The sequence below is a fragment of the Kitasatospora sp. NPDC001132 genome (assembly GCF_053598415.1).
On record NZ_JBSFKF010000011.1, the window covers coordinates 160,677 to 173,688 of the forward strand.

The window sequence follows — 13,012 nt, forward strand, 5'->3', positions numbered from 1 at the left end:
ATCACGACTTCGGTCAAGTGGCCGATGCTCCGGGCCGCAGCCGTGCACGACTGTTGAACCGCAGGAATTCAACGAGAGGAAATGCCTTGACCGCCCGGCATGCTGACCCATGGTCAGCCGACCATCCGCGATGGCGAGCACCGGGTGGGGGCAGGTGGCTGTTCGCGAGCAGGGGACCACGCGGATCCAGCTGACATCGGTCCACTCCCACGGGGGCTGGCTCCAGGGGTGGAACCTCGAAGGCGACGGTTTCCTCGCCCGGTACGCACCCGCTCTGATCGCGTACGCCGCGACGGTCTTCCTCTTCGCCACCTCCAAGCAGGGCGCCGTCTACTGGGAGCAGTCCCGCACGTACTGATGCCTCGTGGGCAGTTGCGTCACTCCGAGAAAGTCCGAGAAAGGAAGACCCGCCATGTCCGTCAGCTACACCGCCACGATCGAAGTCACCGGCGAGGGCCGCAACGGCGGCACCGTCCGCTCCACCGACGGGCTGCTCGACCACCGCCTGTCCATCCCCAAGGAGTGGGGCGGAGCCGGCGACGCAACCAATCCGGAACAGCTCCTCGCCGCGGGCTGGGCCGCCTGCTTCCTGGGAGCCCTGCGCCACGCCGCCGCCCAGCGCACGATCAGGCTGACCAGCACCGAGGTCACCGCCGAGGTCACCCTCCGCCACGGCGACGACGGCGAGTTCTCGCTCCTGGCAACGCTGTCCCCTCGCCTCGGCGGCGTCGACCAGCGCACTGCCGAGGAACTTGCCGAGGCCGCCCACCTGATCTGCCCGTACTCGAAGGCGACCCGCGGCAACATCCCCGTCACCATCGAGGCCGTGGCCGTCTGAGCACCCGCGACACTCGGGTACGCCCCGGCCGGCCCCGAGCACGAGCGGGCCGGCCGGGGCGCGTGAGGAGGAAGGAATGCAGATGCTGCGCGCCGGCGAGGTATTCGACCTGGTCCTGCAGGGGCGACTGACCCCGCGGATCACCGGCCGCTACCCGCTCGCCGAGGCGTCCCGGGCCCACGCGGACGTCGAGTCCCGGCGCACCACCGGCAAGCTGCTGCTCCTACCGTGACCGGGCCGACCCGATGTCCTCGCGTCCGCACTTCAGCGGGACCCGAATCGGGAGCCGACAGCTCGCACCAGGAGGGAACGTGCCGTTGACCCGCAAGGGCGTCGCGACCAGGCGGCGCATCATCGAGGGCGCCGCGGAGCGGATCCGCGAGGAGGGCGTGTTCTCCCTGCGCCGGGGGCGTGGCGGCCCGGAGTCATTTGACCGTTGCCACCGACTCCCCCTCGCCGGGAGCCTCGTGGTGCGAAGAGCCCGACCCGGGGCCCGCCGCACACGACCACTGTCACCCGCCTGCGTCGCAGCCGCAGGCAGACCCGGAAAGCGAGTTCCACCGTGGCCCTCAAATCCTTCAAGCTGGCGACCACCGCCGTCGCGGGTGCGATCACCGGGGCGGTGATGTTCCTCTCGGCGACGCCGGCCTCCGCCGCCAACCCCCCGTACGACGGCTGCCCGGACTGGGCGCTCTGCCTCTACCAGAACAGCGGCGGCACGGGTTCGAAGGCGATCGTGATCCCACCACCCGCCGGCAGCGGAAGCTTGATCGTCCGGCTGACGCAGGTCCACTTCCTGAACGGGACCCTGGCCGACAACCAGGTGTCCTCCTGGATCAACAACTCGCAGTGCTCGGTCGAGTTCTGGGACGACCCCTACGGCGAGCTCCACCCCTCCCAGGTCGACTACGCGCCGGCCTGGAGCTGGGGCAAGAAGGCCGACTACGACGCAGGCGGCCCCGACTACTACAAGAACGACCGAATCTCCAGCCTGCGGTTCGGCTGCTACTAGCAGCCGCGGCCGGTCCGTGGGCGCCACTGCCGGCGGACCGGACCGTTCACCACACCGCCCCCGTCTCGTCGAAGGAGCCGGGGGCATTTCTGTGACCCCCCGGAATGAGGTCCCGTGAAACGTCTACGACCAACGGCCGCGCTGTTGTCCGGCCTGCTGCTCTCCCTCGCTCTGCCGGCGCTCGCCGTCGCGGCGCCGGCCGCCGCGGCCCCGGCCGCGGTCGGCACCGTCACGGCCGGCCCCGGCGCCGAGGGCCCGGACCTGAGCTCCGCCAACCGCACCGGCCCGCCAGCCGGCATGCCCGACTGGTCCCGCGTCGGCTTCCGCGGCGGCCGGCCCCTGCCCGGCGACGGCGACCTGACCACGAACGCCGCCTGCCGGATCACCCCCGACGTGCTCGCCGCCAAGTACGGCGTACGGGCAGACGACGGCACCGACGACACCACCGGCCTGCAGAAGGCCATCGACGACGTCAAGGCCAACTGCTCGCCGAACGCCAACTTCAACAGCCTCTCGCTGATCTCCCTGCCCGCCGGCCGGATCGACGTCTCCCGGCAGATCTACGTGGACGCCGACTACCTCGTCCTGCGCGGCCAGGGCTCCGGCGACGGCGGCACCCGCCTGGTGTTCCGGCCCGACGTCAACACCCGCTACGACACTCTGGTCAACGGCCGCTGGGACCAGGACAGCATGAAGGCCGGCAGCGGCAACGACGTCGGCACCGGCGGCTGGATCTGGCCGGGCCGCGGCTTGTTCCGGGTCCAGACCCGGGACATCGCCGACCGCTACCAGGACGACTGGGCCGCCGCCCCGGCGAACCGCAAGGACATCTTCGAGGGCAGCGTCAACCAGCACTGGGCCTCCGGCATCAAAGTTGCGGCCCAGGCCTCCGATCCCGGTTGGGCGGCCCGCCAGGGCCAGGACGTCGTGCAGTTGGACCCCAAGGCCGACATGAAGAAGTTCTCCCTGGGCGGCTACGTCTGGGTGGGCGCGGCCAACAGCGTCAAGTTCTACGAGCAGCAGGGCGTCTCCGACCGCAGCCAGATGGACAACCTCCACATGCGGCAGCAGATGTTCCGGGTCAACGCGATCGACGCCGCCGCGAAGACGGTCACCCTGGACCGCCCGCTGGAGTGGGACCTGCCGGTCGACTCCACCTCCGACGGCTCCCCCGCGCTGGCCGACAAGCCGTACGCCAGCAAGGTCACCCCGCTGAAGGTGGTCGAGGGCGTCGGCTTCGAGGACTTCGCCTTCACCCAGGACATGAACGGCCTGCCCAAGCTCGGCGGCGGCACCTACGACCTGACCCCCGCCCAGGCCGTGCACAACTACGGCAACATGGCGCCCGAGTACGCGATGCACGGCATCGTCTTCAAGTGGGCCGCCAACGACTGGGCCCGCGGACTGAAGGCCGAGATGACCGGCTCGCACCCGATCGTCACCGAGGACGCCCGCAACCTCCAGATCGAGCGAAACAGCTTCGACGGCGCCTGGAACAAGGGCAAGGGCGGCAACGGCTACCTGCGCGGCAGCCGGGTCTGGGACTCCCTGTACGCCTACAACCTCAGCCGAAACCTGCGCCACTTCACCTTCCAGTGGTCGGCCAGCGGCAACGTCGCCTTCCGCAACGACCTCGACTCCGACCTCAACCTGCACGGCGGTTGGGAGCACGACAACCTCTTCGAGCAGAACACGCTGAGGGTCCCGTACGAGCACCGCTCGGGCAACTGCACGACCAACTGCGGCGGTGAGGGCGGCGAGATCGACGAGGGGACGTGGTACCCGATCTGGTGGGCGGCCGGTCCCAAGGCGGTCAAGTGGTCCGGCTCCTCGGGCCCGCAGAACGTCTTCTACAACAACACGATGGTCAAGCAGGCGACACCCGGCGGACCGTACGAGCCCTACGCGCCGTACGGCACCCAGTCCGGCACCGCCTTCCAGTTCGGCTCCGCCAACGGCTCCCCGAGCAGGTTCCAGCCGCTGAGCCAGGGCGGCCAGGCGATCCCGGACTGGACCGGCCGGGAGACCCTCGACTTCACCGGCCAGGGCGTCGTGCCCACCGACGTCGGCAAGCGGCCCTCGCTGTTCCTGCGGGACACCGGCGGCGACCTCGACCCCCGGGCGGGCAACCGCCGCACGATCGCCACCTGGAACATGCAGGGCGCGGGCACCGGCGGCGGGACGGGTGAGGACTCCTCCGCCTACGAGAGCAAGTACACGCTGGGAGTGAGCCAGCTGGCCCGGCAGAACCAGGCCGACATCATCGCCCTCCAGGAGGCCGGCGCCCCGCCCAGCGGCGCCGCGTTCGAGCAGGACATCCCGCAGAACCCGCCGGTCTTCTTCGACTGGGCCGGCCGCACACCCCCGGTCCGCGAGTACCGGTACGGGGGAACGGGCGCCAGGCCGCAGGGCTACCTGTACTGGCTGCACACGGACAGCGACCCCAACACCGACACGGGCCGGGTCAACCTGGCCATCCTGAGCCGCTACCAGGTCCAGCGGGAGGACGTGTACGTCATCGAGGCGGGGCGGGACAACGGCTTCACCGGCCGGCCCGCCCTCGGCATCAACGTCGACGGCGTCGTGTACTTCACGGTCCACGGCCTGTCGGGCAGCGGCAACGACGACCCCGGGCTGCTGCGCAACATCCGGCAGCGGATGGCCACCGCGGGTCCCAACCAGAGCCCGCTGCCCTGGATCGCCCTCGGCGACTACAACCGAGCGCCGCTGCCCCCCGCCGACCCGAACGAGACGGACAGGTCGCTGGCCACCGCGGTCGCCGGCGAGTTCACGGTGCACGCTCCCGCGGTGCCGACCCATCCGACCGTCCGGCGGCTGAACTCGAACACCCCGGACCGCGTCCTCGACTACGCGGCCGTTCCCGTCGGCAACACGAATCCCAGCGTCCTGGGAATGAACCGGGCCGGCAACGTGCTGCTGTCGGACCACTACCCCGTCGTGATGGAGGTCGGCAACCTGCCGAACCCGCCGCGGTCCGGGGCGGTGACGGTGCCGGTGGCGGGCCCCTCCGTGCTGCGCAACGCCGCCACCACCAACGTGGCCGCCCCCGGCAGCAGCACCCATGCAGTCAGTGACCAGCCGATCAACCGGGCGACCATCCAGGGGCAGGTGTTCAACCTGTCGCCCGACCCGGAGTACAGCGGCTACCACCGCCTCTTCCACGCCAACGCGCCCTACGCCGGCCGCTACCTCGGCCAGGAGGGCGGAGCCCGCGACGCCCGGACGGTGCTGTGGCCCAACGCGGCGCTCGACCAGCTCTGGCAACCGGTCCACCACGGCGACGGCACCTGGACCCTGCAGAACTACGTCACACGCCAGTTCCTCACGGACCTCGGCCCGGGCCTCGGCATCGTGGCCCGTGACCAAGACGGTACGGCCAACCAGCGCTGGTTCCTCCAGGACCCCCAGGAGAGCACGCAGCTCACCGAGATCGTCGCGACGGACTCCGGCGGCCCGGCCCCGGCGCTCTCGGTCGACGACCTGGAAACCACGCCCTACCCGGTTTTCCTGGCCCCGGAATCGCACGGGTCATACCAGCGGTTCAGCGCCATCTCCGCGGGACCGGACGGCGGCGACAACTGCGTCTACCTCGTCTACGGCCGCCAGTACGTCAACTCCACGGCGGCCCACCCCCGGGCCCCGCAGAACGGCGACTACGTCACCATGGGCGACTACCGCCCCGACGACGACGGCTACCTGTGGTGCAAGACCAACGACGGCCCGAACGGGACACTACTGTCCAACTTCGCCAGCCCCGACGACCACCTCGACCTGACCCGCAGCACCCTGGTCGACACGGTCACCATCACCCGCCCTGGAGCCGCGACCGCCAGGCTCCACTGGCTCTTCCGCACGGTCACCCAGTAACCGGCGCGGCGCCGGCCGCCGGTACCCGCGCGGCCGGCCGCCCCCCGGGACGGCCGGCCGCTCGTCGTTCGGGGTCTATCACGAATTAGGCTCTGTCCCGTGATCGGTGGTGGAGGCCGGCATCCCCCCGTCACCCGAGCGCGAGTGGACAGCGCAGGGTCTCGCGGCTGATGCGGACCACCCGGCCGTGGACCCGGCGGAGGTGGGCCGGCAGTTTGCGGATGGACCAGCGGGTGGATGGCCAGCCGAGTTCGGTCAGGCGGGTGGTGGCCGTCCGGACGGCGAAGTCCCCTACGGCTCAAGCCATTCCGAAACGATCAGTGAACGGACCGGTCCGTGCCCGAACCCCGAGCGGATGGTGGGCCGGTCCGCGGTCGGGGTCTCGGGCACCGTGCATCCGGTGGTCGCAACGGAACGGCGCGTCAGAGCATGCGCAGTGCGACTTCGGAGGGTGATCCGGGCTCGACGGGGTACAGGCCGAGGGTCTGGTGCGGGGCGCCGGCGGGTGTGAACGCCTCGAAGCCGAGGGTGAGTTCGCCGGCGACGGGGTGGCGGTAGCGTTTGGTGCCGTAGGTTGGCCGGTACACGTCCTGGTCGTTCCAGAGGCGGTGGAAATCGGGGTCGGCGGTCAGGTCGTCGACGAGGCGGGCGAGGTGCTCGTCCCGCGGGTTGCGGCCGACGTGGAGGCGCAGCATGCCGACGTTCTCGCGGGCGGTCTCGGCCCAGTCGGCGTACAGCTCGCGGGCGGCGGGGTCGAGGAACATGTAGCGGGCCATGTTCCATTCGCCCGGCGGGAGTTCGTCGAAGGTCGGGTAGAAGGCGCGGGCCAGCCGGTTCATGGCCAGGACGTCGAGGCGGTGGTCGAGGACCAGCGCGGGGATGGTGGTGATGTTGCCCAGGACGTGGAGCAGGCCGGGGCGTACCGCCTCGGGCGCTCGGCGGGGCCGCGGCCGAGCGGGTTTGGCGAGGGCGAAGAGGTGGTCGCGTTCGGTGGGATCAAGTTTCAGGGCGCGGGCCACGGCGTCCAGGACGGCGGCGGAGGCGTGCGGGTTGCGGCCGCGTTCGAGGCGTACGTAGTAGTCGACGCTCACTCCGGCGAGCTGGGCGACCTCCTCGCGGCGCAGTCCGGGGACGCGGCGGACCCCGGGAGGGCGGGGCAGGCCCGCGGCCTCGGGGGTGACGCGGGCGCGGCGGGAGCGCAGGAAGTTCCGCAGGTCACTGTCGGTCATGGCTGGCGAGACTAGCGGACCGGCCCGGCCGGCGGGGGCAGGCCGCGCGTCTTCGCCGCGGGCGCCCTGAGGGGGGTAAGCCGTACCCCCCGTACGCCGTGCCGGGGGTTCGGTTCCCGTCTGCCGCGGGCTTCGCGGGGGTGGTGATCTGGATGTGTCGCAACAGACACCAACCCCTCCCGGACTCCCGAAGGGAACGAGCCATGAGCACCTCCAAGATCGTCCTGATCACCGGAGCCTCCAGCGGCATCGGCGAGGCCACCGCCCGCCGACTGGCCGCGTCCGGCCACCACGTCGTCCTCGGCGCCCGCCGGGTGGAACGCCTCGCCCGGCTGACGGCCGAGCTGAAGGAGGCCGGGCACGAAGCGGAGTACGCGGAGCTGGACGTCACCGACCTCGACAGCGTGCGCGGCGTCGTCGACGACGTCCTCGCCCGGCACGGCCGACTCGACGTCCTGGTCAACAACGCCGGCGTCATGCCGCTGTCCCTGGTCGAGGAACTCCGCGTCGACGAGTGGAACGCGATGATCGACGTGAACCTGCGCGGTGTGCTGCACGGCATCGCGGCCGTCCTGCCGTCGATGCGCGAGCGCCGCCGCGGACAGATCGTCAACGTCGCCTCCACCGCCGCCCACCGGGTCGACCCCACCGGCGTCGTGTACTCCGCGACGAAGTACGCCGTGCGCGCCGTCTCCGAAGGGCTGCGCCAGGAGACCCCGGACATCCGCGTCACCGTCGTCTGCCCCGGTCTCACCCGCACCGAGCTCACCCACTCCGGAGGCACGGACCGGTACCAGGACGCCATCCGCGACGCGCTCGACGGGGTCGGGCTCGACGCCTCGGCCATCGCGGACGCCATCAGCTACGCGGTCGACCAGCCCGACGGCGTCGACGTCAACGAGCTCGTCGCCCGCTCCACTGCCTCGCTCCAGGGCTGAGCCCCACCACCCACCGCCATACCGGCACGCAGGAAGGGACACAGGACCGTGACACAGCAGTTCGTGGGGAAGACCGTACTGATCACGGGAGGAGGCAGCGGGATCGGCCGGGCCGGTGCCCTGGCGTTCGCGGCCGAAGGCGCGATGGTGACCGTCGCAGGCCGCACCGAGGAGGCCCTGAAGGAGACCGTGCGCCTCGCCGAGGCCATCGGCGGCACCGCCCGGTACGTCCTGGCCGACGTCACCCGGGAGGACAGCGTGGAGCAGGCGGTCGCGGCGGCGGCCGAGGGCACCGGCCGGCTCGACATCGCGCTCAACAACGCCGGCTACGACGGCGGGTTCCAGCACACCTGGGAGTACGACGCCGACATGCTCGACCGGATGCTCGCCACCAACACACGCGGCGCGTTCCTGTCGATGAAGCACGAGCTGAAGCGCATGGTCGAGCAGGGCTCCGGCGTCATCGTGAACATGGCCTCCGGCGCCGGTCTCGTCGGCGTCGCCGGCTTCTCCGGCTACACCGCCACCAAGGCGGCCGTGATCTCCATGACCAGGAGCACCGCGCTGGAGGCCGCGCCGCACGGCATCCGCGTCAACGCCGTCGCTCCCGGCCTGGTCGAGACCCCGATGATCGCGGCCATGGACCCGGACACCGAGCCCATGAAGTCGATCGTCGCCGCGCACCCCATGGGCCGCATCGCCCGCGCCGAGGAGATCGCCGACGCCGTCCTCTGGCTCAGCTCCACGCGATCGAGCTTCGTCACCGGCGCGGTCGTCCCGGTCGACGGCGGCTACACCGTCCCGTAGCCGCACGCTCCCTCCCTCCCTCCCTCCCCAGCGGCGGGCGGACCCCGGCCCCAGCAGCCCGCTGCTCCCGCCCGCCGACCGGGCAACCGACCCCAGCACCCGCAGCGACCGAAGGAGAACGAGATGACCACCGCGACACGGGAACCCGCGACACAAGGGTCCGGGACCGTCACGATCGGCGGGGACCTCACCGTCCGTCGCATCGGCTACGGCGCGATGCGGCTGACCGGCCCGAGGGTCTGGGGCGACTACCCCGACCGCGCCCGCGCCGTGGGCGTCCTGCGCGCCGCCGTCGAGCGGGGCGTGAACCTCATCGACACCGCCGACGTCTACGGACCCCACACCAACGAGGAACTGATCCGGGAGGCCCTCCACCCCTACCCGGACGACCTGGTGATCGCCACCAAGGGCGGCTTCGTGCGCGGCGGACCCGACTACGCCGACCTGGGCGCGGTCGGCAACCGCAACTACCTGCGGCAGGCCGCCCACATGAGCGCACGGAGGCTCGGCCAGGACCACATCGACCTCTACTACCTCCACACGCCGGCCATGACCGACGTCCCCTTCGAGGACATCGTCGCTACCCTCGCGGACATGCGGCGCAGCGGCCTCATCCGCCACATCGGCCTGTCCAACGTCAGCGCCGGCCAACTCCGCACGGCCCTGGCCGTCACCGACATCGCGGCCGTCACCGTGCAGTACAACGTGGCGGTGCGGGAGAACGCGGCCGTACGGCGGTCGGCGGAAGAGGCCGGGATCGTGTTCTCGCCCTGGCACCCGGGCGGGCTTCCCGGGGAAGGCGAAGGCGACCTCTTCCACGCGGTGATCGCCCCGATCGCCGCCGCCCACCACGCCACCCCGCGCCAGATCGCCCTCGCCTGGCAACTGCACCGCGGACCCAGGACACTGCCCATCCCCGGCACCACCAGCATCCGGCACCTGCAGGAGAACACCGACGCCGGACACATCCAGCTTGACGCCGAAGAGGTCGAAGCCATCACGACGCTCGTCCCCGAAGAACACTGAGGAGCGGCAGCCCTGAGGACGCGCTTCAGAGCCGGCCAGGCGCCCCGGACCTCCTACGTCCACTTCCCGACGAAGAACGCGCTGGTGGAGGAGTACCGCCGGCAGTTCGAGTCGGAGCATCCGATCGCCGCCGAAACAGCCCTGGAGCGCGCTGACCTGACTTCGGCTCAGCGGATGCCGGCGATCTTCGGCGCTCCTGAGGGGGAGCCGTCCGCGCCCGCGCGGGCGCGGCTTCCGAACGGGCCAGATCGGCTCGGCCTCCATGGTGTCGCTCGCCCCCGGCACCAACGACGCGCAGAAGACCACGGGCGTCAGCGTCATCATCCTCGCCCTGATCGCCAACGGCACCCTGCCGGGCCAGGGGCGAAGGCCCCCGACTGGGTGATCGTGCCTCCGTTCAGCCTGATCCCGCGAACAGTGAAGCGAAGATCGCCCACCTCGGCAGCGCATGCCTGACCCCGAACGGAAACCCGACGGGGCTCGAGGACACTGTTTGGCGCTGCCTCGGCCGTCGGCGGGCGTGGGCTCCTCATCAGGAGCGGACCGGTCGGTGGACGATCCGCAGGCGCGGTGAGGGCAGCAAGAAGGCGGCGCAGCCGATCTGGAACAGAATGCCGATCAGCGCCCACCCGCTGACGAGCAGCACGAACATCGGCGGTCCGCACCACAGGACGGTGACGACGGGCTGATGGAGTTCGCTCTCCCTCTTCGGCGCGGAGAGGAGGAGCAGCAGCAGCGACGGCACGCCGAACCACCCGAACAGGAACAGCCCCAGGTCGATGAAGCCGGTCAGGAACTCCGGTCCGGAGAGCTCACCGGTATGTGCCAGCCAGAGCGCGCAACCACCGGCCGCAGCACTCCATACACAGCCGAGGGCGAACAGATAGCGGACGGCGGCCCGCATGAACCACGCCAGGGCGCTCTCGGTTCTCAGCACGGCACCCATGGCCGCTCCACCCCTTCGGCAGCTCCAACAGGAGCATCATCCTCGCAGGATATTTGAACGCGTTCAATAGCTTCCCTGGGTGGCCTCTGTTCGAGCGACGGGGTTGGCTCATGAGCCACCCCAGCCATCTGAACCGGCATCAACCCGGACAGATCCTCTGAACGACGCCGCCCTGGGGGGCGCCTGCGGGCTGACCATGCCGTTTTCCCGTAGGTCGCGCCAGAATTCGGCCGGGATCTGCTCGTCGAGAGCGGCGAGGTCCTCCGCGACCCGGCTCGGTTTGGTGGCGCCGGGGATGGCAGCGGCAGAGACAGGGTGAGCGAGGGAGAACTGCAGGGCCGCTGCCTTGACGCCCACCCCGTGTCGCGCGCAGATACCGTGGGGCCGCGCGCAGGCCGTCTCGGGGTGCGGCCCGTCGAGCGCATGGAGGTGTGACGATGAGCGGAGCGAACCGGACCCCGTCGTCCGGGTCGGGAAGGCCCGCGGTCGCGGTACTCGGCACGGGCACCTCGGGAAGGCCATGGCAGCGGCCTCAACAGCACGTACGTCCAGAGCAAGGGCCCGAAGATGATCGACGACGACCTCGACACGAGGGTTGGGGTCTCGTGGGGGAGGGCTTCGATGTTGTCGGCCTCCAGGACGACCTGGATGGGGTCGTATCCGGAGGCGTCAGCTGTGACCTCGGCCGCGGCGACGGCGGCGGCGGTGGGGTCGACGGCGGAGAAGAGCTCGGCCGGACCGAACGGGTCCTGCTCCAGGAGGCGGTCTGCGGCGGCGACCTGGACGGGCGAGGCATCCACACGGTACAGGAGGACGGCCTGCTGGGCTCGCTCGGTCAGGTCGCCGAGTTCGGCGCTCTCCACGGCGGCGAGCTCGGTCGCGGTCTCGGCGAGGACGGCCTTGGTGAGGTCGGGGTCGTCGAGTTCGTGGAGGGCCCGGCCGACGCGGTTCGCGGACTCGATCAGGCGGCTGTAGGAGACGACCATCGTGCCGCCGCTGGGGAGGTTCGGCTCGGCGATCGCGCCCGCGACCTCGCCGAAGGCTTGGCGTTCTTGCTCGCGGCGCCAGCCCTCAGTGTTGGGCTCCAGGGAGCCGGCGGCGCTGGCCGGGTGGGTGTAGGTGCGCCACAAGGCGTCGGACAGCTGGGTGAGCGCTCGGGCCAGGCCCAGAAGCGCGGAGGTGCCGACCTCGGCGGGGAGGGCGGCGATGCGGGTGGCGAGGTCGCCTTCGCCCGTTCCCCAGGTGCCGATCAGCTCGTGTCGTGCGGGGTCGATGCTGTAGCGGGTCATGGAACCGTACCTTCACTCTCTACCGCGGCACTGCCTGGCTGAGCGTCATTTTGGCGCAGGTATGAGCGGGGTGATCGCGTTGGCCGAAGGATGGGCCCGTCTCGGCGCTGGGTGGGTGCGGGCAGCGCCGTCCAGGGTTGTCCCCCCGCGCGCTCGTGGTCTGCAGGGCCTCCCGGTCGGGATGCCCGCCCAGTGGTTGCCTCCTCAGCATGAGGCCGTGACGGCTCCGCTGTGCCCGCAGGAACCGGCAATGGGTTTGTGCCGCGTTGCATGTCGTCGACACATGCACGGTGACGCCGTGACAGCCCTGTCTCGTCGCCCGCCGCCGAGGTCGGTTCATGGACGAGGAACATCCGGCGGGGATCGTCCCTCCTGTGGCCCTTGTCGGCGGATGGCTCGCCGTACCTGGCGGCCCGGGCCACGAAGCCGTCCCCGAGGCCGGTCGGAGTAATTCCACGTGTGTCGCAGACCAAATGCTCTGCACTCGAACAAATGTCAATAAGGTGGCCCCCAGGGCGCTGCCGGTGTGGCCGAAAGCGCTGTCGAACCCCAAGGGAAAGGGTGACGGGAAATGTCAGAAGACATCAAGATCGGGAACTGGCTTCTCAGTCAGGACGCGGACGGAAACCTCGTGATCAGAAACGGGTCGGCGGTATTCTCCTTCACCAAGGATGGAAGGATCGCTGGAAAGCACGGGGACTTCGTCGAGGAGGACACGATCATCTACCTCAAGAATGAAGTCCGGGGGAACGGCTACCTCAACGCCACGAGTCACGGCGACGGTGACCACCCCTCGGGCTTCAACGGGTGGGCGTTCTGGATGAGCGGCCCCGACGACGAGAGCAAGCTGCGCATCCTGAAGAAGCCGCAGTAGCCGAGGCGCCGGTGAGGTGCGGCGCGGGAGCTCCCGAACGCACACGGGTGTCCCCGCGCTGCGCCCCGGACATTGGTGCGGGCGGCGTCTGGGAGGTGAGGCTCTCGTTGGGGGGCGCGATTCTGGGGTTTTGAGTCAATTGGCCGGACCGGCTCGTACGGGTGG

13 protein-coding genes and 1 pseudogene are annotated in these 13,012 nt (G+C 70.6%); 11 read left to right on the forward strand and 3 right to left on the reverse strand.

Annotated features, from left to right (window positions below; all coding sequences use genetic code 11):
• The first annotated feature begins 154 nt into the window (after nt 1–154).
• The 5 genes from ACWDBE_RS17835 (at nt 155) to ACWDBE_RS17855 (ending at nt 5,738) form a co-directional block, all read left to right on the forward strand.
• Nucleotides 155–358 carry a hypothetical protein gene (locus ACWDBE_RS17835; RefSeq protein ID WP_449808495.1) on the forward strand — a complete coding sequence of 68 codons (204 nt, stop codon included), beginning with the start codon at nt 155–157 and terminating at the stop codon, nt 356–358.
• Between the two features lie 54 nt (nt 359–412).
• Entirely contained in the window at nt 413–838 is a 426-nt protein-coding gene (locus ACWDBE_RS17840) for an organic hydroperoxide resistance protein (RefSeq protein ID WP_449790954.1), read from the forward strand.
• 76 nt (nt 839–914) lie between these two features.
• Nucleotides 915–1,070, forward strand: coding sequence for a zinc-binding dehydrogenase (locus tag ACWDBE_RS17845; protein WP_449790955.1), 156 nt, complete (start codon nt 915–917; stop codon nt 1,068–1,070).
• A 330-nt stretch (nt 1,071–1,400) separates the two neighbouring features.
• Nucleotides 1,401–1,850: a peptidase inhibitor family I36 protein gene (locus ACWDBE_RS17850; protein WP_449790956.1), complete on the forward strand. Its 450-nt coding sequence runs from the start codon at nt 1,401–1,403 to the stop codon at nt 1,848–1,850.
• A gap of 114 nt (nt 1,851–1,964) precedes the next feature.
• On the forward strand, nt 1,965–5,738 hold the full coding sequence (locus ACWDBE_RS17855) for an endonuclease/exonuclease/phosphatase family protein (protein ID WP_449808496.1): 3,774 nt from the start codon (nt 1,965–1,967) through the stop codon (nt 5,736–5,738).
• Nucleotides 5,739–6,160: 422 nt separating this feature from the next.
• Here the strand turns inward: ACWDBE_RS17855 and ACWDBE_RS17860 are convergent, their stop codons facing one another.
• Nucleotides 6,161–6,967 carry a helix-turn-helix transcriptional regulator gene (locus ACWDBE_RS17860; RefSeq protein ID WP_449808497.1) on the reverse strand — a complete coding sequence of 269 codons (807 nt, stop codon included), beginning with the start codon at nt 6,965–6,967 and terminating at the stop codon, nt 6,161–6,163.
• A 203-nt stretch (nt 6,968–7,170) separates the two neighbouring features.
• Between ACWDBE_RS17860 and ACWDBE_RS17865 the strand changes: the two genes are divergently transcribed.
• The 4 genes from ACWDBE_RS17865 to ACWDBE_RS17880 all read left to right on the forward strand — a co-directional run bounded on the left by ACWDBE_RS17865 (nt 7,171) and on the right by ACWDBE_RS17880 (nt 10,123).
• Complete coding sequence (locus ACWDBE_RS17865; protein ID WP_449790959.1) at nt 7,171–7,905, forward strand: SDR family oxidoreductase; 735 nt, start codon at nt 7,171–7,173, stop codon at nt 7,903–7,905.
• 48 nt (nt 7,906–7,953) lie between these two features.
• The gene (locus tag ACWDBE_RS17870; protein WP_449790960.1) at nt 7,954–8,712 is read left to right on the forward strand and encodes an SDR family NAD(P)-dependent oxidoreductase; all 759 of its coding nucleotides are present in this window, start codon (nt 7,954–7,956) and stop codon (nt 8,710–8,712) included.
• 123 nt (nt 8,713–8,835) lie between these two features.
• Nucleotides 8,836–9,738 (forward strand): aldo/keto reductase, encoded by a 903-nt coding sequence (locus ACWDBE_RS17875; protein ID WP_449808498.1) that lies wholly within the window; start codon nt 8,836–8,838, stop codon nt 9,736–9,738.
• A 262-nt stretch (nt 9,739–10,000) separates the two neighbouring features.
• Nucleotides 10,001–10,123, forward strand: a complete 123-nt coding sequence (locus tag ACWDBE_RS17880; RefSeq protein WP_449790962.1) for a hypothetical protein — start codon at nt 10,001–10,003, stop codon at nt 10,121–10,123.
• Between the two features lie 147 nt (nt 10,124–10,270).
• Here ACWDBE_RS17880 and ACWDBE_RS17885 read toward each other — a convergent pair whose 3' ends face one another.
• Nucleotides 10,271–10,684, reverse strand: coding sequence for a hypothetical protein (locus ACWDBE_RS17885; RefSeq protein ID WP_449790963.1), 414 nt, complete (start codon nt 10,682–10,684; stop codon nt 10,271–10,273).
• A 108-nt stretch (nt 10,685–10,792) separates the two neighbouring features.
• A pseudogene (locus ACWDBE_RS17890) lies at nt 10,793–11,053 on the reverse strand (aldo/keto reductase); the annotation flags it as partial.
• 236 nt (nt 11,054–11,289) lie between these two features.
• Here ACWDBE_RS17890 and ACWDBE_RS17895 point away from each other — a divergent pair.
• Nucleotides 11,290–12,015 carry a hypothetical protein gene (locus ACWDBE_RS17895; RefSeq protein ID WP_449808499.1) on the forward strand — a complete coding sequence of 242 codons (726 nt, stop codon included), beginning with the start codon at nt 11,290–11,292 and terminating at the stop codon, nt 12,013–12,015.
• A 529-nt stretch (nt 12,016–12,544) separates the two neighbouring features.
• The gene (locus ACWDBE_RS17900) at nt 12,545–12,847 is read left to right on the forward strand and encodes a hypothetical protein (protein ID WP_449790965.1); all 303 of its coding nucleotides are present in this window, start codon (nt 12,545–12,547) and stop codon (nt 12,845–12,847) included.
• Nucleotides 12,848–13,012: the final 165 nt, after the last annotated feature.

Excerpts from the sequence above, each read along its gene's own strand:
- ACWDBE_RS17840 (WP_449790954.1), top strand. The coding sequence starts at position 413 with ATGTCCGTCAGCTACACCGCCACGATCGAAGTCACCGGCGAGGGCCGC.
- ACWDBE_RS17845 (WP_449790955.1), top strand. The coding sequence starts at position 915 with ATGCAGATGCTGCGCGCCGGCGAGGTATTCGACCTGGTCCTGCAGGGG.
- ACWDBE_RS17860 (WP_449808497.1), bottom strand. The coding sequence starts at position 6,967 with ATGACCGACAGTGACCTGCGGAACTTCCTGCGCTCCCGCCGCGCCCGC.
- ACWDBE_RS17865 (WP_449790959.1), top strand. The coding sequence starts at position 7,171 with ATGAGCACCTCCAAGATCGTCCTGATCACCGGAGCCTCCAGCGGCATC.
- ACWDBE_RS17875 (WP_449808498.1), top strand. The coding sequence starts at position 8,836 with ATGACCACCGCGACACGGGAACCCGCGACACAAGGGTCCGGGACCGTC.
- ACWDBE_RS17880 (WP_449790962.1), top strand. The coding sequence starts at position 10,001 with ATGGTGTCGCTCGCCCCCGGCACCAACGACGCGCAGAAGACCACGGGC.
- ACWDBE_RS17885 (WP_449790963.1), bottom strand. The coding sequence starts at position 10,684 with ATGGGTGCCGTGCTGAGAACCGAGAGCGCCCTGGCGTGGTTCATGCGG.
- ACWDBE_RS17900 (WP_449790965.1), top strand. The coding sequence starts at position 12,545 with ATGTCAGAAGACATCAAGATCGGGAACTGGCTTCTCAGTCAGGACGCG.